Here is a 22,512-nt window from a genome sequence, read left to right as displayed (position 1 = left end):
AATGTAACTTTAATTTCCTTGATTCATCTGCGTTAATTTATCGCCAATGGGTTGAGAGAAGTTATAGCCATCGTACTTGTCCCAGTTAATCGACCATGCCATCACGCCACCAAAGTTCGGATAAGCCCTACTGGGTTGGATAGTGCCACATCCTGTACCTTTGGTTAAACAATCTAAGGCATTGATGATATTGCCGATAGGCGCTTGACCTGAATTTGCCGACTGTGGACCAGAAGGTAGACCAATGGCTACTTGGTCATCCCTAAGTGGCGCAAAGCGGGTGCCATCAGCAAGACCAAATCCCTCAATCAGCATTTTTGCATGGGCAACCATCATGTTCACTGAGCCCTCAGGAGCACTTCCCGGTTCATATGGGTTAGGTAGGCCGCCATTGTTGTATAGCTGCACGTGCAGTAAGTCTAATGTATCACGTAGCTCATTTATAAGTGGAATATAAGCGCCCCAAATACCTGAATAGGCAATCATGCCACCATGCACATAGGGATGCTCAGGGGCCATGGTAAGTACCATATTGCCACCAATATTTTGTTCTATTTGTTTTAATGCTCTTGGCAGCCGAGCTTGGATCTGAGAGCCATGCACAAGGTTCGAGCCACTCTCTAGGTCGATATCGAGTCCGTCAAATCCCCATTGTTGAATAATATCGGTGAGGCTACTGACAAATGCCGCTTCATCGGCATCCGTATTGAGGGTAATTGTGCCTTCTGCACCACCAAGGCTTAGCACAAAAACTTTACCTTGCGCTTGTAGTGCCTGCATGTCGGATTTGAATTTTACCGGGTCGATAGGCGGGCAGTTAGAGCGAATGTCTTTTTCAAATGGAGTGAAGTGCACTGTGCCATTCGAGTTTCTATCATTTTCAGCAAAGGCAATATCGATGATGTCCCAAGCATTAGACATCTGATCAAGTGGAATAGGGCAACCAGCTGGATTGACAAAGTTATGCCAATAGCCAATCAGTTTGTGCTTTTTACCGATGGGCTTGTCAATGACTTGAACTGTCACGCCGCTACTAGACACCTGATCATTATTGTCGTTGGTTGCTGTGGCATAAAGTGTTTTTGTACCAATCGATGCTGGTGCATAACTATATTCGTAGGGTGGCGTTGTGTCAGTATTGAGTAACACGCCATCAGCATAAAACTGTACTTGTGTGATTTGTCCAACAAAAGAGGATGCTTGTGCAATCAACTGAGTGGAATTACCCAAGGTAACTTGGCTGCCGCTAGTGGGGGCAAGTAAATCAACGGCAATCGGTTTATCAGTCACATTCACTGTGATCGTTTGCTCGCTTTGATTACTTTCGTTATCGACGGCAATGGCTTTTAGGCTCACGGTTTTGAGGGCTGTCGGTGTCCAGCTGTGATTAAGCATTCCTTGATTGGCCGTTGCGAGGAGTGTGCTGTCGGCATAGAGTGACAGCGTAGCAATACTGCCGTCAGTATCTTGAGCATTGACAGAGATAGTGGTGGGCGCATTGACCAAAACAGTACCATTATTGGACGGGCTTTCGAACGTTACGGTTGGCGCGATTGCGCAGATCCCTAAATCGCTCCATGCATCGCTCCAATACTGGCCCGCACCTGGCTCGTATGCCCACTGCGCGTTTGAGCTACACCAACCTGCGACATCACAGCGATATTTATGATTATTATGCGCGACGAGTTCACCAGCCTCGTAATTTTGTCCTGCGCTATATGCTCTGAGGCCTTGGCAGCCACCACCCACTTTTGTTAATACGTCGATGACAAGGTTTGCCTCACTTATCAAGCCTTGATTGTCTATCGCTGTAACATTTAGTTGGTTTACACCAATTTGCTCTGCTTGGAATTGAAATTGAAAGGGAGGATTCATGAGGCTGCCGACAAGCTGGTTGTTCACGCTAATTTCCACTCCCGCAATAGTACCGTCGTTATCTTCAGCTGTAATGCTGATCCCTACCATATCGCCTTGATAGAACTGCTGACCGTTGGCTGGTGCTACAATGGATACGCTCGGTGGTAAGTTTCCCCCACTCGGTTTTACTGTGATCCGTGCTGATTGTGAACTTCCGGTTAGCCCTTGGGCATCGGTGGCAATTGCACTGATATCGTATTCGCCAAGTACTGCGCTCCAAGTGGTTTGGAATGGCGCGGTAGTGTCCGTTGCGATGACTTGGCCATTTACTAAGAATTCGACATAAGCTAGGTCACCATCGACATCATTGGCATTAGCGGAAAAAACAGCGCTGTCATTTTCACCCAGCACAGCGCCATTATTTGGGCTGGTGAGTACGACACTCGGCGCTTGACCTGAGCCCGTTGCACAAGTTCCCAGTGACCGCCAGACATCATAAGGACCGGAGTGGCCTGCTGGATTGTCGTTTTGACTGTACCACTTAGCTTCATATGCTTGGTTTTGGGACTGTGTAATATCCCCCTGTCTGTAGACTTGTTGTTCAGACCAAGGGCTTAAATTACTACAGTTGTAGGCGTTTGCTTGGCCTGCAAGGATGAGAACACCGCTCGTCCAAGCTAATCGTAAAATAGAAGTTGGTTTCATACTGATCCCTTACATGTTGTTGTGTGTTTTATGAACAAAACCAAATTAGCATATAGGTAAATAATTCGTTAATCAACAATCGAGTTATGAGTAAGTCTTATCGTCGCAACAATATGAGCATCGCAATTTTAATTCGCATATTTCAAATAATCGGCTAGGTTTAGAGGGAATTTAACGGACTTTATAGGATCCATATAATGGCGACTTCTTCAATTCCTTCCGGTTATCATTCACTCACGCCTTATCTCATTGTGGCTGGTGCAGCAAAAGCTATCGAGTTTTACCGAGCTGCTTTTGGTGCCAGCGTAAAACTACAGTTACCTATGCCAGATGGAGGAATAGCACATGCGGAGCTGCTGATTGGTAACTCATATGTGATGCTTTCAGATATGTGCCCTGATGTGCACTTTAAAGATCCCAAGGAGCTTGGTGGTACGCCCGTTAGCTTGATGTTGTATGTTGACGATGTGGACACTGTGTTTGCGGGGGCAATTGAATTGGGGGCACAGCAAGTCACGCCCGTTTGTGATCAGTTTTATGGTGATAGGGCAGGAACGCTGCGAGACCCATTTGGTCATGTCTGGACGATAGGCACGCATAAAGAAGATCTCACAGAAACCGAGTTACTAGCGCGTATGGCTGACTTTATGGATAAGCAACAAGATGCCTAGTTGAGGTGATCTTATCTCTTCAGGTCGTGTTTTTGTTAACTTTACGTTTGTGTTTTATTTGCTTTTTGATGCTGTTTTTTCTTGGGTTTTATATTAAAAAACTTTAATTAACATTGGTTTAATGTTTTTCTTTGTCTTAAGGTGAAGTTTAAAATTAATTTTATTGTTAATAATGTTGAATTTTTTGTTTTTTCATGGCAGCTTAAGAATTAGTGATAAATTTCGATCACTACACGACTATTTCAAGGAAATGATAATGAAATTAAAATTTAAAAAAACAGCATTAAAACAATTAGATAAACAACAAAGCTTGCCTCAAGAGCAAACACCAAATATCGCTGGTGGTGCAAATAGCCGTATTCCTTGTCGTCCGCCTTTGACGGAGACTGGCAACCAATACTGGCAGTGTGATTGCTAAGATTAGTGATAAGTTAAGATGCATAAGCTCACAAAAAAGTGAGCTTTTTTGTTTTTGAAAAATGAAAATATTTTACTTTATCTTCATATAATTCAGTGCTTTACGAATTTTATAACGTCTCAATAAATTAAGCGGCTTACGTTTTAAACCAGCAGCAATTACAGTCTCTGTTGCAGCGAGTATGCGCTCAGCGCTTTTACCATCGCGGTAAGGGTGCACTTGCTGAATATATTGCTCAATACGTTCACTTTGTGCCTCGGACAGATTGAGTGCTTGTTCAACCGCTTCAGATAATTTGCCTGCTTCGGTAATATTGATTAATGCAACTTGAGGTTGGTGATTATTAAAAGTGATAACCGGTTTACCAATTAGTAGTGACTCATCAACGGCGCTAGAGGTATCAGAAATCACCACATCAGCTTGCTGAATGAGTGGAATAAGGTTATCACTCTTGGCGATTTCAAAGTCGCTAATGGTTTCAAGTTCCATGTACATCTGTTGCCATTGTTGCTTCGTCTTAGGATGAAACTTAAGTTGGACTTTGTACTTTCCTGACTCTGCGAGCTGTTTGATTTGCGCATGTAATGCTTCAAGCGACGTGAGATTCGGTGAAAAAGTGGGGGCGTACAGTATGACAGGCTTTTCATTCTCTTGCTTGGTATAATCAAAGTAAGGGTCGAGTTTTGGCCAGCCAGTTTCAATCACAGAGAAATAACCATGCTTTTGTGCGAGTTGGTTAAATGGCGCTGTTGTAATTGGGCCGTGAGTACAATACAAATCGAAGAAACCGCGGATCCCAAAATGACCTTTCTTTTTATATTCTAATCCATGAAACACTTGCACTTTGGCGCCTGGAAAAAAGTCTGGAACGACATTTCCAGGTACAAATACAGCTCTGGGGTTAAACGCCTTTACGTCCTCTACGCTCAGTAACTCTGCTTCGTCTGGTGCAAGTGAACTTGAGTTTACATCTTTACCTTTTAAAAACCACTTCACCACGTCACCGTTAGCATGGATCGCATCTTGTAGAGGTCTTAGAATGGCAAAGCTATATGGCTGCTCAATGTAGAAAAGATAATGTTTAGGCATTGAAAGTCACTTATAAAATCAGAGTTTATGGCCAGCACTTGAGGGTGTTCAACGAGGGCCAGAGCGATATTAAGCAAATAATACCGCTTTTACTGCATCAATACCAAACATCAGTTACTCGGCTGTAATGTTACCGATACGTGAATGCACCTCAGTGGCTTGGACCATCATGTTATTCATTAAGGTTTGTACGGATTCTATTTCTCGAATTAGGCCCTGAGATTGACCAATAAACTGCACGCCATGGTTTAAATCTCCGTGTATTGTGGCTGCTTCAAGCTTTTCGGTGGCGGCACCAAAGAGCGACAGCATCTTAATTTTATCAAATTGAGATAACAGTCCTAGCAGTAGCTTCCATAAGGGCATGTCGACCATTTTGGCGGCTTTGAACGATTTTATGGTGGCCATGAAAAAGTTCATCGGGCGGCGCGTTGCCTTTTCAGCCATGGGGGTTTTCATTACTCGAGCATAAAGACCATCGAAGTTCTTGGAATAAATCGTCTGTTCAACGTCTTTTTCCACTACGGTATCTTTGACATGTTGATGCAAGGGGCTTTCTTTGGATGTCGCAAAACGAGAACCCATCGCAACGCCCTCAGCGCCAAGTGCTAACGCGGCGATAAGTCCTCGACCATCGGCAAATCCCCCTGCGGCAATCACCGGTATATCGACAATATCGACTATGCTCGGTACTAAACACAGTGAAGTCACTTCTCCACCATGGGCTGCGGCCTCATGCCCAGTAACTAAAAGGGCATCAACGCCAGATTTTTGTGCTGCTAATGCATGCTTTTGCGTGACCACAGTGGCAATGACTTTGCCGCCATAAGCTTTAGCCGCTTGTACCAGCCAGTCGCCTTTTCCTAAAGAAAAATTGATGACAGGCACTTGTTCTTCTAATGCGACTTTGGCATTTTCTTTGGCGCCTGGCATCATTAACGTCACACCAATGCCAAAAGGCTTATCGGTGAGTTCACGGATTTTTCGTATTGCTTGACGTGTTTCGTCCTTGCCGAGCGGGCCTGTTGCTAAAATGCCTAAGCCACCTGCGTTGCTCACTGCCGCAACAAGTTCAGGGACAGAAATCCAGCTCATGCCGGGTAATATAATGGGTTTGTCGATGCCAAATAATTCGGTGATAGCAGTTTTCATCATTGTTATTTTACTGGTCAGATGTGTTTATGAGCATAGCTGGAATTTTGCGTGAAGTGAATACTGGTTGTAAGATACTTGTCTGTTTAGAAAGAGGAACTAAGATGAACGTAGTTATATTATTAGTGAGTTTAGTCATAGCGTTGGTCGTCTTGATACCTTTGTTGGAAAAGTATCAGCAACGTTTAGGGCTAGATAAAATGCAAAAGTATGCCAAATATGTACTGCCATTATTAATGGTGACGCTGATCATTAAACTTATCTACGTTTTGGTGGTTGGGTAATAAGCGCCGGGCTATTTTTTACGGCGCTTACCATTTTGTAACTTCAACCATCCTGGTTTTTGCGAACGATTTAATTCACTTAAAATGAGCGTTGCCTTTTCTATTGTGATCCTAAAGTCAGCGATATCTTTGTATACTTGAACTGCGATTTTTTTTCTTTTTACTGCCGCGCCAGCATCTAAAAATGACTCGACCAGTTTATTCAAAAATCGAGTTAGGGGTGAGCGAGGCAGGGTATTCTCTTTACTTTCTAACCGTTGAGTTTGTTGCTCGAGTTTACGCTTTATTTGCGTTAATTCGGCTTGGCTGAATTCGCTTTGGGCATTGGGCAAGGTTGCAAACGAGTCGAGCTTGTCAGCCAAGTATTGGCATTCAATCGCGCTGAGCTCCTCTTGTTGTAAAATTCTACTTAAGCCATTTCTAAACTCAGTTTGTGTCACGCTACGGCGGCTAAGACGCTCGCAATGCTGATTAAACAGTTGCCACTTCTGCCACATGTATACATAGCCCAATCCTGCCCCTTTGATATTTTGCATACCGACGATAATTTGATGTTCATTTGGCAGTGCTTGTTTTGCAATGATTTGAGTTAAGGCATCGGGCTTAATGTCGCTATCATGTACTAACGTACATTTGAGTTTGGCAAGTCGCTCTGCAAGCGTGGCTGCTTGCGACAGCAAGGTGCTCAGGTCTTCCGCTTCCAAAAGTGACTGAGCAATCGTCCACGCTTCAAAACGCCTTATTGTGAGCCGATGTGTTTCGTCTTCGTTATTAAGTAGCGACTGCAGCGAGTCGAGGCTTGAAAACGCAGACTCAGGTAGTCTGGCTGCCGTAGTATTTAATGATGCGATCAGCGCATCTCGTGATAACGTGAGCCGAAAGCGCGCGAGTAAATCGCGCAATGCATTGTGGTCGTTATTACTGAAAATACTCTGTAAGAGGTTTTCCAGCGCAACGAGAAAGTACTTAAAGAAGCCATCGATATTGGTGCCAACAACGACAACGGCATCAAAATGCAGATCATTGGCCAAAATGCTCGCAAATACTTGCGAGCGCGCTACACGGTCGTTGCGATTATTAATCAGTGCAACAATTTGCCCCTGTTTTCCTTGCTCGACAATGTTTAGGCGCTTCCAGTTTTCAATCGTTGCTAGGCGTTCGTTGGCAGACATGCTATTGATAAAGCTTTGACTAATTGCACCAATCTTTGCAGTCTTAAATTGCTGTAGTACACCAACATCGGGAATAACCCTAGAAGCCGTTTCTTTGAAGACATAGTCTTTGTTGATGCCAATATATTGTGCCATCTTGCAGACTAATGCGATGTTATCTGGGTGCTCAACATAGGGGTATTTCGCGAGAATATCCGGTGTTATCTGATAACCATCTCCCCAATGAATTTGAATGAGCGACGTGTTTTTCTGCTCCGCCGCCAAGTTGAGTACTGAAGCCATATTCTGCTCGGCGGTGAACACTTGGGTGTTGTAACCCAAAAAAGCAGACATTTCTTTTGCCACATCTAAGCCTGTTGGACCCAAAATATCTTCATGATCTGGATAGGCATTAGTAATAGTGGCGAAGTTGTCTTTCATCCAACGAACGAGAATTTTTACATATCTAGGGGTCAACCCCATACATTCCCATAAGAACACATCCGCTTTTACCTGCTTTGCAAAATGTAGCACATCAGCTTGCTCCCAAATACTCGCCTTGTCGAAAGGTCTAAATAGCGGGATCTCATATTGCTCACCAGAAATTTTCGAATAGATTAGCATTGCCTCACAGCCTGTGGTTTTACTCACGACTTTCAGAGCCAAGCTGCTAAATAAAGCTGATTTTAGCCTTTCAGTTCCTGACTTTCCTCGTGTTCCCCAGCCACCGATAGACACTGGAATGTGTTTGCGGTTTTGCTTTATGCTTTTACTGACATAAATATGTCGGGTCCAAAAGTAGCTAATAAATGCAAGTACAAAGAAAACCAGCTGCGAAATACTATTTTGATAAATGGCATCGACGTATTCTTTAAAACTGCTCCAAATCGTGAACAGCGCTGAGGTGACGCCAGAGCGAGAATAAAGTTGCTGAATGTCTTTGGCGACAGGAAATGGCGTTTCCGCGATGTCGCCATAGGCACTAAAATACAACGAAAACCCAAGTGCGTTAATCGCGTCCAAATATTTACCTTGCTCAAGCTCGTTGCCTTTTCGTAGATGGTCGAGCTCTGCAAACTGCCATGTTATGGTCCAGTACGCCTTGAGGCGTCGCCACAAAGTCGGAGGCGGTGTGACGGTTAAAATACCATCTGGCGTATAGGTTTTGGCATCCTCTTTACTGCGGTCATTGGTAAGCACACTTAGCAAAAAGTCGAGTAACGGTAGATGTGGTCGACTCGTTTGTTCGGCGATATTAAAGAGCAATTCCCCCGGCACTTTTGTTTCGCTAATTTCCGCGGTAGTGCAGCTAGGGACGTGGATCGATACGCTGGGCTTTTTCGCTTTGGTATGAGAATAGCTTTGACGTTTATCGGTACTTGGTTGTCTTATTTCGTGCAGTACTCGCCATAATCTTCTTGCTTGACGATAGCCTTGTTGGATACGCCAGCCAGCTTTTGTTTTTGAGGCATTAAGACTTTGACCACGTTGCGCAATATAAGAAAGGGAGCGGCCCAGTTCATCACGAGACCAAGTGGCCAGTGCGTCACTTTGTTCGTTGGCTTCAAGAGAGGTATTGAGCTGCGCGATGATGGCTTGATGATAGAAGCTACCTAGCTGCTCTCTGGCTCTGGTGATATAACGGCAAACGGCGATGTTTGTTTCGTTCGATAAGCAATCATTTAAGGTATCAATAAACCGTTTGAAGCAGAGATCAGCTTGATTTGATTCAAGTTGCATATTCAGCATAATACGCGCGCTTTGTTCAAGCGCTAAGCGCTTTAGCTGCATACTAAAGTCGCCTTTGAGTACACGTTGCCACAGTAAAAACGCAAAGTCGTGTTGGCAAAACCGGTCGGCGGATAACTGTTTTATCAGAGTGAAGCGCACGGCATTCTCACTCTCCTGCTCAAATCGTTTGGCGATTAACTCTTGTGCAAACGGTGTGGGGTAAAACTCGACAAACTCTAAGGTAACTTGGCGAACCCTCGGTAAGGTATGCTCGCTGAGTGCACAAAGCATATTGAGATCTTTTTCTGTAAGCTTTTGCTGACTGACAATAATTTTAGGGAAGATACTTAGAATATAGAGTACTTCGGCATCAACTTGCTGACTATTTTTAATGTCGTTCGCTTCTTCCAGAAGAGCCCACATGTAAGCGCGAATAAAGGTGGGGCGTTGATGTATTAAGATCTCTAAAATGTCGACGGTTGCCTGGTAGGGCATGTTGTCAGACTCAAGCAGCTCAATAAGTTTAGCGATAAGTTCTGCGTCTAATTCCGAGTCGACTTCATAGCTGTTTAGGGTTGCGACCATATTGACGAGCGCACGGATCAAGCCGTGACGAATATGTTGATTTTGGCTATGGGCGAGTAAATTTAAGCAAAATGGTTGTAAATCTAAGCGTTGCCAAGCATTTTCTAGGGTATCGTGGTGAGCACGCAAATATCGATTCGTTAGGGCCCAAGTTTGGCGATTAAAAACTTAATTTGTTGTTCAATTGTGGCAACTTGATGTTGATATCGAGCAACCACAGCGCCATCGTCAAACCATCGTGAAAATGCTTTTTTATCTTGCTCCAACGTGACTTTAGTTGCGCCAAGCTCCTGAGCATAGGCAATAATATGAAGTGCTTTTTCACTATCAAATTCAGATTTAGCGATACGCTGAACAAATCCGCTGTGGGATACCTCAAGCAACAGGATTTGTTCATGTAGAGTGTCAATCTTGTGTCTCAAAAAGGCGATAGACTGAAGCACGAGCCAGTCGGTTTCATCCTCGTTTTCCGGGCGGTTGTAGAGTAGCTCCCATGCGCACAGTTCGTCGATCAACGCACTGTATTTATGTTGATAAAGGCTCAGCCAAAACTTTTCAGTTTCGGCAAAAAATAGGGCTTCTAATTGACTCTTTAAGGCTTTAGCGCTCATGTAAATCTTGCTCTAATAAATGACTTAGCTGTAATGACTCAAAAATAATTTCGTCGTGAGCATAGGGGGCAAAAGCGGTTTGCTGTAAATTGCCTAAACGTATTTGTAGTCCAACCTGATGCGTATTGTTAAACCAGTCTTGAGTCCAAGTTACACCTAACCAGCCTGCGGTGTTATGACTAAAGTCAAAACCCGTTTGCCAACCCAATTGAGTTAAGTACTGCCATGTTGGATTAGGGCGGTTCTGATCGGCAAATACATAGCTTGATGTTAATCCGGCGTGGAAAATATGCCCTTGATAAAATTGATACCAATCAAATGAAAACAGTGCATTGTCGAGTGTTTGCCAGTCCTGATTTGACGTCAGTGTAACACCCGAACTGAAGTAGCTATCAACCCAAGGTTGATAGCGAAGCCCAGCATGCGCTTGCCAGCCATGCTTGTGATTATTACGATAAAAGGTGTACATATCAGGGCCAATTTGCTCGTCTGCAATAAATTCGTCCTTGCTGATACTGGTGTAAGTGTAAAAAGGCTGCCACCACCAAATACTTCTAAAACCGCTGTTATAACGGTGAATTTGGCCAAATTTTGCCGAAATACTAGAACTTAAATGGGTTTCACTGATTGTCGTTGCATCCTGCCAACGATTACGCATTCTTGCTTCTGCAAACCAGTTCGACTGCTGCGAGAGCCAATCGTATTGACCGTTAATTGAGAAGCTGTCTTGGTGATGATTATCCATCGTGTAGAAGGTATCAATGCGGTACCAGTTATTCTCATCCTTCACTCTCAATGATAAACCCAAATCGAGTGTGGTACGGCTAGGGCTAGGTTCAGTCGTCTGCACTATGTCATCGCTATCAATATTCAAAAAGCCTTCGATGCCAGTGCGGCTTTCATCGGTTTCAATGCGAGCTTGCTGAAATATTGGCTCAGCACTTATCGGTGTTAACCGCGGTTTGGCTTTTAAGAACAAGGGCACTTCAGGTATCAGGTTAACGCGATGCAATGTTGGACTTAACGTCCATATAAACATGCGTGCTAGCGTTTGCTGTTGTTGGCCAGTTAGAGCGACTTGTCCTGCAGGGTGAAAATAAGTGGCTTCATTTCTGATTCCATTTGCAAAGGTTTCAATTTTGATCAGGCTATCTCGAGTTAATTTCGCCGTGACTGGGGTTGTTTTATCAGAGCGATAGAAAATTTGCCTCGTATCCAATGGGATATCATGCCATTGACCTTGGTTGAAGTATTGTGGACGTACGCTCACACTTTGCCCAGACAGAGGGTTGAGCCAACGCAATTGCAATAGTCCTTGTCGCGTCTCAATTTGTTTAATGCCGTAATAGAGCGGTTGCGTTGGCTGCAATGAGATCACATCACCTTGGTTTGGCCCCACCAGCTCTACATTAGCAGGCGGTGCTAAGATTTGCGTAGCGGAAGAATAGGCAAACTTTACCCTTACCTGAACTTGTTGGTACTCAGAAAAATCAATAGTCAGTATCTCGTTAGCTCTGAGCGGCAGTCCTGATAGCTTATTCTCTGTGAGGTGTGCGGTAATTTGGTCACTAAAGCTTTGCGCCACGAGCGTATCGACCTTAACCTTTTGTGTGCCAACATAGTTTGTGTATTGCTCAGCGGCTACCCACTGACCGTAGCGCATTAAGCGGGCATATAAATCGGTTAAGATGGGATCACCCGATAAGCTCGGGTGTAGGCGTTGAAGGATCCTGTTGTAGGCTTCGTTAGTCAGTGTTTGCAGGCTCAATTGATACAGAGCATTTATTGCAATTTCTTTAGCGCTGAGCTCGTCGGCCAACAGTTTAGTGTTACTAACCAAGTGTGCGGAGCGATCTGCAAAAGCCGGAGCATTCGAGGTTTGTGGTTGTACTCTGATATCCACAAACAAATCGTTACGGCTGAAAAGCGTGAGGCTTTCATTTGCCGCTAATTGAATATATTGCTGTGATGCAATAGATAATCGAGTTGCTTGTGGCTGCAATTGTAAGTTTGCTGCGATATCACTAAATATGGGTAATAGCTTGGTTTTGGCGTTGTGCTCATACAGCAGCCATTGGGTATTTTTGTATTCTTGCCCCTGATAGGCAGCACGTGCACTTAGCTTGACCGTCAAAGGCGTTTTAGCAACCAATTTTATTGGCTTATCTGAACTTAGCGGGTACAGCTCAGTTTGATCATCCATTGACTCCACGACTTGTAAACCATCGTGACTGAGGCTGTATTGTGGTTGGGTAAGTTCGTTTGTTTGAATTGACGCGATTTGTTCGGCCTGTTTTGGTGTTAATGCCATTTGCTGGCTTGTCCACAGCGCTTCTTGTTGACGCTCTGCGTCAAGTAGGTATGTCAACAGGATATCATCGCATTGATATTGCGTAATATCGGCTTCGTAGGCAGCGCACAATAAGCTAGCTTGAATGTACTCGTCCAGTGCTAAATATCTCGTAAGTAGCTCATTGGCAGCGTATTCCCTTAGAGATTGGGCGGTGTTTTTAAGCAGTGACTTTAATAACACCTCGGCGTTTCCACTGCGCTCTAGCTGAGTCAAAATAGCAATATTAAGTTGCCAAGCCATTAGCGTAACTTGCTCACTATGACCATTCAAATACGGCTTTAGTTTTGCGAGCGCCATGAGTGGTTTGGCCTTTGCTGCCACTTGCAATTCTGCAAGCACTTTAATGGCTGTAAACTGTTTGAGGCTGTCTGTCTTAACGCTTATTTCCGGCGCACTCAGCCCGCTCAGTGATAAATGGTAAGTATCCGCTCTATTTTGTTTTCCCTTTGCTATCAGGCTTTGAACCAATGGTCCTTGGCCTAGCGCTTCTTGTGTCATGGTTAAAAATTCGGGAAATGGTTGTAAGCGGTTTACTGCCACAGCAATATCAAGCGCTTGCTTAGCACCCTCAATCGTCACAACTTTGGATGCTGGATTTATGTGTAGGGTAAGTCTTTGAAAATGACTGCTAGGCGCAACAAGCAATGTATGTTGGCCATGCTCGCTGGTGATGGTTAAGCGCTCCTGCGCTCTTGCTCGAACATATAATGTAATTGCGTTATCAACCCTTGGTATGCTCTCAAGATGATAGTTAAGTGGCTGAGACGATGTAATGTAATTTACTCGCTGAGCGCTCGAGGTGAGCAGCACTTGCCCAGCGGCGTTGCGGCTGCCCAGTGTTACTCCACTTATCGCAACATGATGAGTGAGTGGTTGAGAGGAGCTTGGCGTTAAAAAATAAGTCGTAGAGGCAATATCATTAAGCATTTGCTTACGTTTGAGCGCCAATGCCGTGTCAGCAACGCTAAAAGTGAGTGGAGAAGTATCACCATTCGTGTAAAGGGTGCTGAGTTGCTCGTTCAGCTGTTTGTTCCAATACGGATTAAATAACGACTCTTGCTGTTTTATTCCCGCGTTGTCGTCGTAAATACCGCGGTGCATTTGAAGTAAGTTAAGATAGGTAGGCACCGTTGTTGTAATGGTGAGATAACTACCTTGCGGGACGGCGATATAATCTTGGTTAGACAAGCCGACTTTAGGCTCAAGATACTCATCCGCTTGGATATCTGATATTGCAATGGTGCTGATAACCTCACCATTGACTTTAATTGTGACAGTGCCGTTTTGCTCAATCGCATGTAGATCTTTTCGAACCTCTAGTTTGAGCTTTTTGGCGTGCTCAAAGAACACGCTTGTCACTTGTGTAGGTTGTAGGTGAAACCAGCGCTCTGTATCTTGCGCCAATTGCAGCGTTTGGTCGTCAAGTCCTGGCAGTCTGAGTGCTCTTCGATATGGATCTCTGTGGCTGTGCATGCTGCCTTGCCAAAGCGCGAGAGATTGAGCATTATCACCGGTGTAAGCAATCTGAATTAAGCGGTTTTGTGCTGTTGCACTCAGTTGACAGCGGGATTGAATACATAACCAATCAGACGTTGGAATGGCACGTTGTAGCGCTGGGGTTTCCCCTGCAAAAAACTCGAATGTCTCGAGGGCACTTGGCGTCGTTACTAACCACGCGTGACTTGGCAAAAACAGCCACGCTTTTTGCTGCGGTGCAAAGTACTTGTTAGCATTGGCTTGGGTAAATTGCATACGTGACAGATCAATCCATTGGGCAGCCGTTTGTATCCCGATCTCATTGGCTCGGGATATCGTCGCAAACAGCAGTAGTGTCATTATAAAAGTGATTGCACGCATTTAGTAAACTGCTCTAGTTGTTGATTGTTATTAATTAATTGCTTTCTTGTTTGATAGCTTAGTTCAATATGGATAAAGCTATATTCTGGGAGCGCAAGTTGATGCATGATATTTTGCGTCCCGCCAAGTTCTTGCACTTCTTGAGGGTAAATCAGTGCCCGATAACCTTGCTTAACAAGACAAGACTTCAGTTTCCAAAGAGAGTCATCATTCGTTTTGCCTTGGCTCAAAATTATTTCGCTTAGTTTACCAGCGTCGGTTTTTCGCTTTTTCTGGCTAAATCCATGTATTTGAAACACTTTTGCCGTTGGGTGTAAAGATGTAAAACCTACAACAGCCGAAGTATGAATATTGTGCAGTTGCTTGGCGTAATCATAGGTTTTTGCTGTGTCATTGCCATCGTATCTGTGTTTTGTGTTGTTCAGTAACACTTGGCAACTGTGCTGGAAAATGTGCTCCCCAATGGTCAGCGTATGTTTATCATGAAAGCGATGTGGAACAGACACCACGCAAGGCCAATGCTTTGGCGTATAAAAGACTTCGCCATGTGCTTCACTTTGAGACTTTGGCGTCAATGTAAACTGCTCTGCTTGGTGCGTTAATTGCCAGCCATTGAGCGCTACTGGTTGGTTAAACCAGTGCGCCATTTTGCTGCTGTCGGGAACCGCAGCGTTAACATTCAATGACAGGCAGAATGCAATGTAAGGTGCGTAGCGACTAAGGCGTCTCATCTTGCCACCAGTTTAATGTTGCATCAGGCTGTTCATGTTCCTCTAGTACACTTATCCAAACATCATGTGAAAAGCGAAGTGTCATGGTTTTAGGCGATGTTAAGTCTTGAAACAGCGGCAAAGTAATACTTGGGTACTCGTACAGCTCTGCGTGATTAGGGTTAAAAAACATCCTCGCTTGTGCTTTGTTTGGGTGTAGCACAAAGTGTTTAGCTAAAATAGTGTATTCATCGCTTGGGGTGATTACCTTAGTGCTATTCAGAGCGGTTGCTACCGTTATTTCATCTTGAGGATCGGCGCTAAACACTTTGACGACCAAAGCGTTAGGTTGCAGGTTATTATCACTCACAGCAACAGTAAGTGGCGTTGCTTTAGCCACTTTGTACAGGCGGATCTTTCGCACGGTTCTTGGGATCCCTTGATTGATGAAAAGTGCTTGGGTGTTAGCTAACTCCTCTATTTGTAAGCTGTTTAGGGGAACTTCAAATAGCGTTGGTTTACGCTTTTGCTTCACAATCACACTGCTTGGATAGCTTGTCGCTTCCCCGAGCTTAAAGAGTGCAGATTTGGCTACCTGACGATATTCAAACTCCATTTGCGGTACTGAGTTATCAAAGTAAGCTTGCTCAATGGGCACCAACGCGATATCCGAGACAGCTAAAAGCTGATCTAAGTCTTTTGAACGGTACTGAGGTAGCAACTCAGGTACTTCAGGGGGCGCTTCAAATAAGCGCACTGATGCTATCTGCTTTTGTGTATGAAATAGGTAATGGTTGTCGGCCTTTTGGCTAAACCATGCGTCAATACCCTGATACATTGGATTTTCAGGGTCGCACACTGGGTCGCAACGATGGCTCAGATAATTAAATGTTGGGCTGCGGGCTTGCAGCTTCACCATCGCATCTTCGGCTTCAATTTTAATTTGATTAACGTTATCGGGTATTGCCAAATAACGCTTCTCTGCGGTCGGTAAGGTTTGGCGCTCCGTGGTTTCTGTTATCAGTCTATCGTACAAAGCCTGCTCCGCCGTTGCGGTAAAAACATAGTCCTTGATCCGCTCATTGTTGCTATAGAGGCGCACAGAAAGAGTGCTGCCAATGGGCGCGCGCCACTCCAAAGCGATATCGCTTTTAGGAGAGACTTGATAGTAAACCGGTGTTTGCGCGTTGAGCATATAATAATAACTATGCAGCGGGACTATTGGGTCGACACCATTTTTGAACACCCGAATACTGGTTGGGGCGTTTGCGCTAATGGTAACAAGGCCTGCTGGTAAGTTGTTCAATTTAGATTGCGTATTGGATAGCATCTCAGGCGTTAGTAGTTTTGGTGCATCGAGTTGGCGTAAATCATGCCAAACAAGGGTGAGGTTTGCTTTTTCGGTGTAGCTTAGCAAGTATTCCGTGTTTTCATAGACGCGAAAGCTTGCGCTCAGCTGCTCAGAAATAAACAAACTGTCTAAGTCTAGCTGGGTCGAAAAATCATGATTAAGCACATTGTAGGGGAGTGACTCATATAACAAGTCAGCACGAAAGTCGATGTTAGGTACGCCCTGTGGCGCTAGCTTTTGCCAGTCCAACATGACCGAATTGTATTTTTCTTCGTTGGTTAAGGCGTTTTCACCTATGGTGTGGTAATTCGTCATGCGTTCACGCCACTCGGTTGGCCTTTTAAGCCATGCTTTGGCGGGATCGGTAATACTGTTACTAGTTTGGGCATGGACGCGTACTACCACGCCTTTAAGTTGAGCATTTTCTGGTATCAGCTTTAACGTGATAGTCGTGGCCTGTTGTAACTCTTCACGATTTAAATAAAAGGATTGTCCAGACGCCACGGCCAACGCTTCACGGTTTTCAATGATTTGTTTTACCTGTTGCTGAAAGTCGTTCGAGGCGGCTTTAGCTGCATGGTGATAAGTACCACGATAAATAACCGTTCCTTTGGTATCAACTAACTGATATTCAATGGCATAGTTAACAGGTTGGTCATCCAGCGGCTGAGATTCGAATATCCCATTGGACAACACCCGAACAGACATGGTCCGAGACGCAGAAAAGGAAAACTTCAGTGCACTGTCGGTCTTTAGCCAATGAACATTGGAGCGGATATTAAACAGGTTCGAGGTATTTGAAGGCTCCGCCGATTTTATCCATACAAACAAAGTGACGGCTAACCAAACGAAAAGTAGCAGCAAAGCCGTAAAAATAGCAAATCGTAATATCTGCTTAATCCAGTACATAACGCCCCTCATGAACCGCTTTTGCATAAGTGGCTAAGTCGATAACGCGATTTCTTCTTGGTAAGTATAGCGCGAGCAGTGCGTTGTCACGGGTAAACATTAATCCCAGCTCACCATTTCTCTGCGTGCTAAAGGCGCTTATTTTGCATTGGTTTTCAAATTGACAAAGCGCTTGGATCATCGGTAAATGTTGCGTGGTGGCATAACGTCCAGTGGCGACGTGAAGCGCGTCAATAAATTGCGGTTCGGCCTCATGCCAATCATTTGGAGAGAGGGTAAGCAAGTCGATTGTTTTGAGCTTTGGTGTTTGTGCAACGGCCAAAAGACGCTGCAATAAGGCATCGTTGGTAATGGCAAAGTGCGATTTAAAATCGGATGCCAGCCACAGTGCGGCTAACTCGCTTTTTGGCGCGAACAGCTGATATCCCGACTGCGGGGTGGTACCGAGCTCCAAGCCCCTTGTTGCTTCTTGTCCCAATACGGTTTGAGTATTAACACCAAGATCAGCCAGCACCCTTTGTAGGTTAGCAATGGTGTCATTATGAATAGGGTTAGGCGTTGTGAATTGGTATGCAAGCGCCGAAGGTCTGATGCTTGCTGGTGCACTATGACTGCGGATCTGTAAATTAAGTAAGGGGTTATCATAAAAGTAGCGCTGTGCACTTTGATACACCACATTAAATAATGAGCGAACGTTGTCGGCCGCCATTACATTTGCATCAATACTGGTATACGGATGAGCACCTGCGATTGCCAGTAACTTTGCATGGGTGGCCGTAAACAGCTGGCCTGAGAATTCCAAAGTGTTACTCTCGAAGAGTGGTCTAGGTACGGCAATGGTGAGAGACGGCTTAGCCAACAACGCAATAAAGTAAATTCCTTGTCCCAAATCATAGGCAGACTTGGTATCTAAAGGAGAAATTGCAACGAATTGCCCTTGGTTATTTTCAACTAATGTTAATTGATACTGTAATAGGTTTGCTACGCGGTTTATCTGGTTCAACCTTACCTTAAGCGTTTCTGGCGCTGTTACTATCCCTAGGTTTTGCGTGATGGCAAATAGCGGTCTTAACACTTCATATTCCCACAGTGCAGCACTGGTATCACTTAGTGAACTAAATGCACCGCTGCCTTTGGCGCTAATGTGACTTGAAAATGCTTCAATAAATATCTGTATGCTCTTTTCACTTGTATGTATCTTATTTAAGTCTTTGTCGATACGTTGTAGGCCATATGCGCTTAGCAAAGAGGAGTAGCTATCCGAGCTTAAATACGCCTCAATCAGCTGGCCATGAAACTGGCGATAAGGTAAAGGTGCATTTGCTGCAAGACCAAAGTGTGCATCGTTGATACTGAGTAATGAAGCTAGCTCTGATTGTTGCACTGAGCTTGGCACATTGTTAAATATCCACATCTGTGCGTTTTCTTTCAAACTGTGTTGGTGCATCAATTGGCTTACTTGACGATTAATTTCTCTGAGTTGGACGACTTCTGGAATATCCATCGCAATGAAAAAGTCACTATAGAACTCGGTTTGTTTACCGTTCTTATCGCCACTTTGGTTAGGTCGCGCATTACCAAATGCGATAGCCTGACTTTGCCAGTAAGAAAACAATATTCCACCAGCCTCACTGGCTAGTCGCTCAGCAGTTGGGTAAGGCACACTGATGATATGTGCTTTTTGAGTTGCTAAATTAATGATAAACAAGCCGCGTTTGTATTCTTGTTGATTGTCTTTTATTACTAGAAATTGTCTCGTTCGCTGCAAAGAAAAGTCGGCTTGACGTAGTAAGGTGGCGGCTTCGGCATAGTGTGACTCACTGTCCTGCTTAAGTAGCCTGATTGCTTGTTTAAAGTAACTGCGCTTCTGTTCGGTCACATATTGACTGACATTCAAGTTAGCCGCACTTTGTGTATAGAGTTGGCTTTTATAATCACTAATCACTTGGCTAAGTGTTAAATCGCTGGCCGCTTCATTTACCGTCAGTGTATTACTTTTTACGAATAGGCTTGGAATGATCATAATTGCAAAGCCGATACAGATGGCGATAAAGCCACCAACAATAGAAGTTTGAAAGGTTGCTCGGATCACAAGACCTAGCGCATTTTTTTGATAAATTTTAAGGGCAAGCAAGGTCGATAGCATATAGCCAAAAGCAAAAGTATCGGTCACTTTTAAGGTTGGGAAGTAACCGACGACGACGTAGTTTAAAATCAGTTTGTAGACAAAGCCGATATTAAAAAACAGCAGCATGAGCCGCGCGCCCTCGATATTGGCGTGTTTTAAACGAGTAAAGTTTAAAACCAAATAGCCAAATGCCAGAATAATCGCTGTTTCAACGAATGACGTGAGTAGCTTAGTGGGTTGCATCAGTTGCAGTGCCAACAGCGCAGGCAGCATAATGCCATTAAATTCCCAGCCGTACTTTAAATTAGCTCTGGATGCGATAAATGCGGTGATCACCAAGATAATATAAGCTTTAGGGGCTGCAATGATGGAGGCCGCAACCGTTTCGTACATGACGGCAAGATTAGCAATGCTAAAGTTGGTGAACGTCATCAATCCAAAGCGAATGATGATATAGGTAACAATCAACTGAATAGCGGTGACTTTTATGCCGTATTTAAAGCCACCATTCCACATCACATTGGCGGTCAATGCGATAATAATAAGCCCGAGACTATAAAGCTGCGCTGCGTAATCAAAAGTGATGTCCCATTGTGTTAAGTACGCGGCGACCAACGGCCAAAACAGCACATCCATGGTGACTCGAACGACAATGCTTAACAAAACGATGGCAAAAAACCGGTCGCGACCGAACATTTCTGCGTAGCCCAGTCGCTCAACAAGTGTTTTGGCAAAAAAACGCATTAAGCCATAAACGACAATGGACTCAACAATGATCACCCAAGCTGATGTTGGGCTCACGATAAATAAAGGGACTAGGTAGCCTGGGACTACCAAACCGGTTAATGGGAAGCCAAACCTCAGATTGAAAAATGCGACAACCGCGATGCCTATCCAAACACACGTGATAACAGACTGCCCAAGTCCGCCCGCACTTGGGAATAGCATCAGCGCCCAGTCCATTTATTCGTCATTCCATTGTTCAGGCAAAAGTTGCTCGTTAACTGTAAGCTGCTCTGTCAGGTGTGTTAAAAAGGCTGCTTTATTATCTAGCTGAGATAATTGCTCGCCAAGGTCGATAAATTCAAACAACACCCCACTGGTTTCAAATGGTGTGCTGGCGTTAAGGCTTGTGGATTGTTTGAGTAACGCGCGAATGCTCAGTAAATAGGTGCGATTGTCTAAATAGACGGGTAATACGATTTTGCCACGCTTTAGGGTTAAATAGCGCAGCTTTCCTTTGGCTTGTTCACTATCCATATCGGTACAACGGCAAAGTAAATCCAAAGCGGACATGTCGAAAATAGATAGGCTATGCTCCCTAGCAAAGCGTTCAAGTGATTCATTTACCTGTACAATTTGGCCAAATAAGTTATATAAAATACTGGCACTGTGAAGCTGGTTAAAGACATGCTCCAGTGACGTGAGCTTTTGATCCATCTCATTAATTGCATTTTTGATTTTATGACTTAATGGCTCCCTCAGAGAAAAGGTCAGCGCCCGAGTCAGCGTACTCTTGAGATTTTTTTGCTCAGCAGAAAACACTTTATAGTGAAATAGTAACTCACCAATTTGATGCGCAAAGAGGTTCACATTTTTAATAAACGCCTGCTCATCAAAGTTATCTTGTGGGGTGACTGTTAGCGCCCAAAAGCCTCGAACATCTCCCGCGTACATCAGGGGGGCGATATACTGTTGCTCATCTTCCGCTAGATGTTGGAAGAAAGGGCGAGTGATTTTGATAGCACCAAATGCTTTGATTGCATCTGAATAGGGTACTCGTTCGTAATCTCGTCGCATCTCTAAGATATCACTGAGTTGACAGTGTATTGCGCGTATTTCGGTTACTCTATGGTCACCCTCCAAGCGAGTGAGAAATATACTTCTTTTAAGGTTGAGCTGTTGATTAACCAATTGGATAATCGCGTCCCAAGGTTCATTATGTTCAAGGAAGTGCCGTGGTAGATATCGACCCAACATGCGTTGTTGGATTAGGGCTATCAGTGATTTTAAGTTTTCTTCTTCTGACCACTTCAGCGAGATAAATACCCAAAGTAGCGTTAGCCATATCAAAGATAACAACTCACCAAGAGGCAACAACACTGAGTACCAATGATGCGCAGCAAGGCCGCATATGATAAGTAAAGCGCTGGTGAAAACCGCAATGACTATATTGGTCTTTGTCGCGTTTCTTTGGTACCACACTAAGAAGAATATTGACGCCAGTATCATGAGTGCGATTATCGTCACTTTATTTAAAGGCTGAATAAAACTGTTGGATGCAAAGCTATTGGCGATAAATGCTTGTAGGTAAACTGGTGGAAGTTCTTGCGCGCCAAAATAAGCATTGCTATTCAAGCGAGAAAACTTTGAATGCTGGGCAACTAAGATGACCTTTTCACTGAGTTGGGCTGTGAATAGGTCGCCATCAAGCACTCTCTGTGCACTGAACTTTGGTAGTGAATAATAAGGCAGCGAGTAGTCTATGATTTTGTTGAGGTATTCACCATGCTGTGGAAAGATTTTGTCCCACAGCATGTCACACGGGATTGCTGGTGGTGCGAGGCTAATTGCGCTGCCATACCAATTTTCTGTTTCTAGCAGACAAACCGATTGTGTATTGAATGGATAGTAAATCGAGTCGTCGCTTTTTTGTGGCGAAAGTTCGATATTAGCAAAGAATACAACGGCTTTTGGTTTATAGCCAGAGAGTACTTCTGCCAATCGCTGATGTTGCTGCTGTAAGTTTTCCGCTTCAATCACCACTATTTGGGTTTCTTGAGTAGTGTTGAGCTTAGAAAACCATTGTAACCCAATTAGGTTTACCTGTTTATACAAGCCTGATGCTGAAGCGATCAACAAAATAGCGAATAAACTCACAAATAGCCAAAACTCATGTTGGCGTTTTATAAAGTTTAATTGACTAAAAACCGACATGCTTGTTCACTCT

13 protein-coding genes are annotated in these 22,512 nt (G+C 44.2%); 3 read left to right on the top strand and 10 right to left on the bottom strand.

What is annotated here, in order from left to right; translation table 11 throughout:
* Positions 1-9 precede the first annotated feature (9 nt).
* Entirely contained in the window at positions 10-2,562 is a 2,553-nt protein-coding gene (locus tag B1L02_RS12580; protein WP_088531296.1) for an Ig-like domain-containing protein, read from the bottom strand.
* A gap of 197 nt (positions 2,563-2,759) precedes the next feature.
* Between B1L02_RS12580 and B1L02_RS12575 the strand changes: the two genes are divergently transcribed.
* Both B1L02_RS12575 and B1L02_RS24025 read left to right on the top strand, forming a co-directional pair.
* Positions 2,760-3,233 carry a VOC family protein gene (locus B1L02_RS12575; RefSeq protein ID WP_088531295.1) on the top strand — a complete coding sequence of 158 codons (474 nt, stop codon included), beginning with the start codon at positions 2,760-2,762 and terminating at the stop codon, positions 3,231-3,233.
* A gap of 256 nt (positions 3,234-3,489) precedes the next feature.
* A complete protein-coding gene (locus B1L02_RS24025; RefSeq protein WP_162836400.1) occupies positions 3,490-3,651 on the top strand; it encodes a hypothetical protein in 162 nt (53 codons plus the stop codon).
* Positions 3,652-3,723: 72 nt separating this feature from the next.
* Here the strand turns inward: B1L02_RS24025 and B1L02_RS12570 are convergent, their stop codons facing one another.
* Both B1L02_RS12570 and B1L02_RS12565 read right to left on the bottom strand, forming a co-directional pair.
* Entirely contained in the window at positions 3,724-4,740 is a 1,017-nt protein-coding gene (locus tag B1L02_RS12570; RefSeq protein WP_088531294.1) for a CDP-glycerol glycerophosphotransferase family protein, read from the bottom strand.
* A gap of 114 nt (positions 4,741-4,854) precedes the next feature.
* A complete protein-coding gene (locus tag B1L02_RS12565) occupies positions 4,855-5,892 on the bottom strand; it encodes an NAD(P)H-dependent flavin oxidoreductase (protein ID WP_167651279.1) in 1,038 nt (345 codons plus the stop codon).
* A 104-nt stretch (positions 5,893-5,996) separates the two neighbouring features.
* Here B1L02_RS12565 and B1L02_RS12560 point away from each other — a divergent pair, with 104 nt between their 5' ends.
* On the top strand, positions 5,997-6,176 hold the full coding sequence (locus B1L02_RS12560; protein WP_010370747.1) for a hypothetical protein: 180 nt from the start codon (positions 5,997-5,999) through the stop codon (positions 6,174-6,176).
* Positions 6,177-6,187: 11 nt separating this feature from the next.
* Here B1L02_RS12560 and B1L02_RS12555 read toward each other — a convergent pair whose 3' ends face one another.
* Genes B1L02_RS12555 through B1L02_RS12530 form a run of 7 tightly spaced genes read right to left on the bottom strand, consistent with a single transcriptional unit; the run spans position 6,188 to position 22,499 of the window.
* Positions 6,188-9,772, bottom strand: coding sequence for a poly-gamma-glutamate synthase PgsB (locus tag B1L02_RS12555; RefSeq protein WP_232003086.1), 3,585 nt, complete (start codon positions 9,770-9,772; stop codon positions 6,188-6,190).
* 11 nt (positions 9,773-9,783) lie between these two features.
* Positions 9,784-10,254 carry a hypothetical protein gene (locus B1L02_RS24540; RefSeq protein ID WP_232003085.1) on the bottom strand — a complete coding sequence of 157 codons (471 nt, stop codon included), beginning with the start codon at positions 10,252-10,254 and terminating at the stop codon, positions 9,784-9,786.
* Complete coding sequence (locus B1L02_RS12550; protein WP_232003084.1) at positions 10,244-14,443, bottom strand: hypothetical protein; 4,200 nt, start codon at positions 14,441-14,443, stop codon at positions 10,244-10,246. Before B1L02_RS12550 ends, B1L02_RS24540 begins: the two co-directional genes overlap by 11 nt.
* A complete protein-coding gene (locus B1L02_RS12545; protein ID WP_088531291.1) occupies positions 14,443-15,195 on the bottom strand; it encodes a hypothetical protein in 753 nt (250 codons plus the stop codon). Before B1L02_RS12545 ends, B1L02_RS12550 begins: the two co-directional genes overlap by 1 nt.
* Positions 15,182-17,434 carry a hypothetical protein gene (locus B1L02_RS12540; protein WP_088531290.1) on the bottom strand — a complete coding sequence of 751 codons (2,253 nt, stop codon included), beginning with the start codon at positions 17,432-17,434 and terminating at the stop codon, positions 15,182-15,184. Before B1L02_RS12540 ends, B1L02_RS12545 begins: the two co-directional genes overlap by 14 nt.
* Complete coding sequence (locus B1L02_RS12535; protein ID WP_088531289.1) at positions 17,421-20,525, bottom strand: poly-gamma-glutamate biosynthesis protein PgsC/CapC; 3,105 nt, start codon at positions 20,523-20,525, stop codon at positions 17,421-17,423. The genes B1L02_RS12540 and B1L02_RS12535 overlap by 14 nt, the downstream gene beginning before the upstream one ends.
* Complete coding sequence (locus tag B1L02_RS12530; RefSeq protein WP_088531288.1) at positions 20,526-22,499, bottom strand: hypothetical protein; 1,974 nt, start codon at positions 22,497-22,499, stop codon at positions 20,526-20,528.
* Positions 22,500-22,512 lie beyond the last annotated feature (13 nt).

Origin of the sequence: Pseudoalteromonas piscicida, from assembly GCF_002208135.1 — a bacterium.
Classification (GTDB): domain Bacteria; phylum Pseudomonadota; class Gammaproteobacteria; order Enterobacterales; family Alteromonadaceae; genus Pseudoalteromonas; species Pseudoalteromonas piscicida_A.
The sequence above is the reverse complement of the archived record's forward strand: the minus strand, read 5'-3'. Positions and strand labels throughout refer to the sequence as shown.

Excerpts from the sequence above, each read along its gene's own strand:
- B1L02_RS12545 (WP_088531291.1), bottom strand. The coding sequence starts at position 15,195 with ATGAGACGCCTTAGTCGCTACGCACCTTACATTGCATTCTGCCTGTCA.
- B1L02_RS12535 (WP_088531289.1), bottom strand. The coding sequence starts at position 20,525 with ATGGACTGGGCGCTGATGCTATTCCCAAGTGCGGGCGGACTTGGGCAG.
- B1L02_RS24540 (WP_232003085.1), bottom strand. The coding sequence starts at position 10,254 with ATGAGCGCTAAAGCCTTAAAGAGTCAATTAGAAGCCCTATTTTTTGCC.
- B1L02_RS12560 (WP_010370747.1), top strand. The coding sequence starts at position 5,997 with ATGAACGTAGTTATATTATTAGTGAGTTTAGTCATAGCGTTGGTCGTC.
- B1L02_RS12565 (WP_167651279.1), bottom strand. The coding sequence starts at position 5,892 with ATGAAAACTGCTATCACCGAATTATTTGGCATCGACAAACCCATTATA.
- B1L02_RS12580 (WP_088531296.1), bottom strand. The coding sequence starts at position 2,562 with ATGAAACCAACTTCTATTTTACGATTAGCTTGGACGAGCGGTGTTCTC.
- B1L02_RS12540 (WP_088531290.1), bottom strand. The coding sequence starts at position 17,434 with ATGTACTGGATTAAGCAGATATTACGATTTGCTATTTTTACGGCTTTG.
- B1L02_RS12570 (WP_088531294.1), bottom strand. The coding sequence starts at position 4,740 with ATGCCTAAACATTATCTTTTCTACATTGAGCAGCCATATAGCTTTGCC.
- B1L02_RS12575 (WP_088531295.1), top strand. The coding sequence starts at position 2,760 with ATGGCGACTTCTTCAATTCCTTCCGGTTATCATTCACTCACGCCTTAT.
- B1L02_RS24025 (WP_162836400.1), top strand. The coding sequence starts at position 3,490 with ATGAAATTAAAATTTAAAAAAACAGCATTAAAACAATTAGATAAACAA.
- B1L02_RS12550 (WP_232003084.1), bottom strand. The coding sequence starts at position 14,443 with ATGACACTACTGCTGTTTGCGACGATATCCCGAGCCAATGAGATCGGG.
- B1L02_RS12530 (WP_088531288.1), bottom strand. The coding sequence starts at position 22,499 with ATGTCGGTTTTTAGTCAATTAAACTTTATAAAACGCCAACATGAGTTT.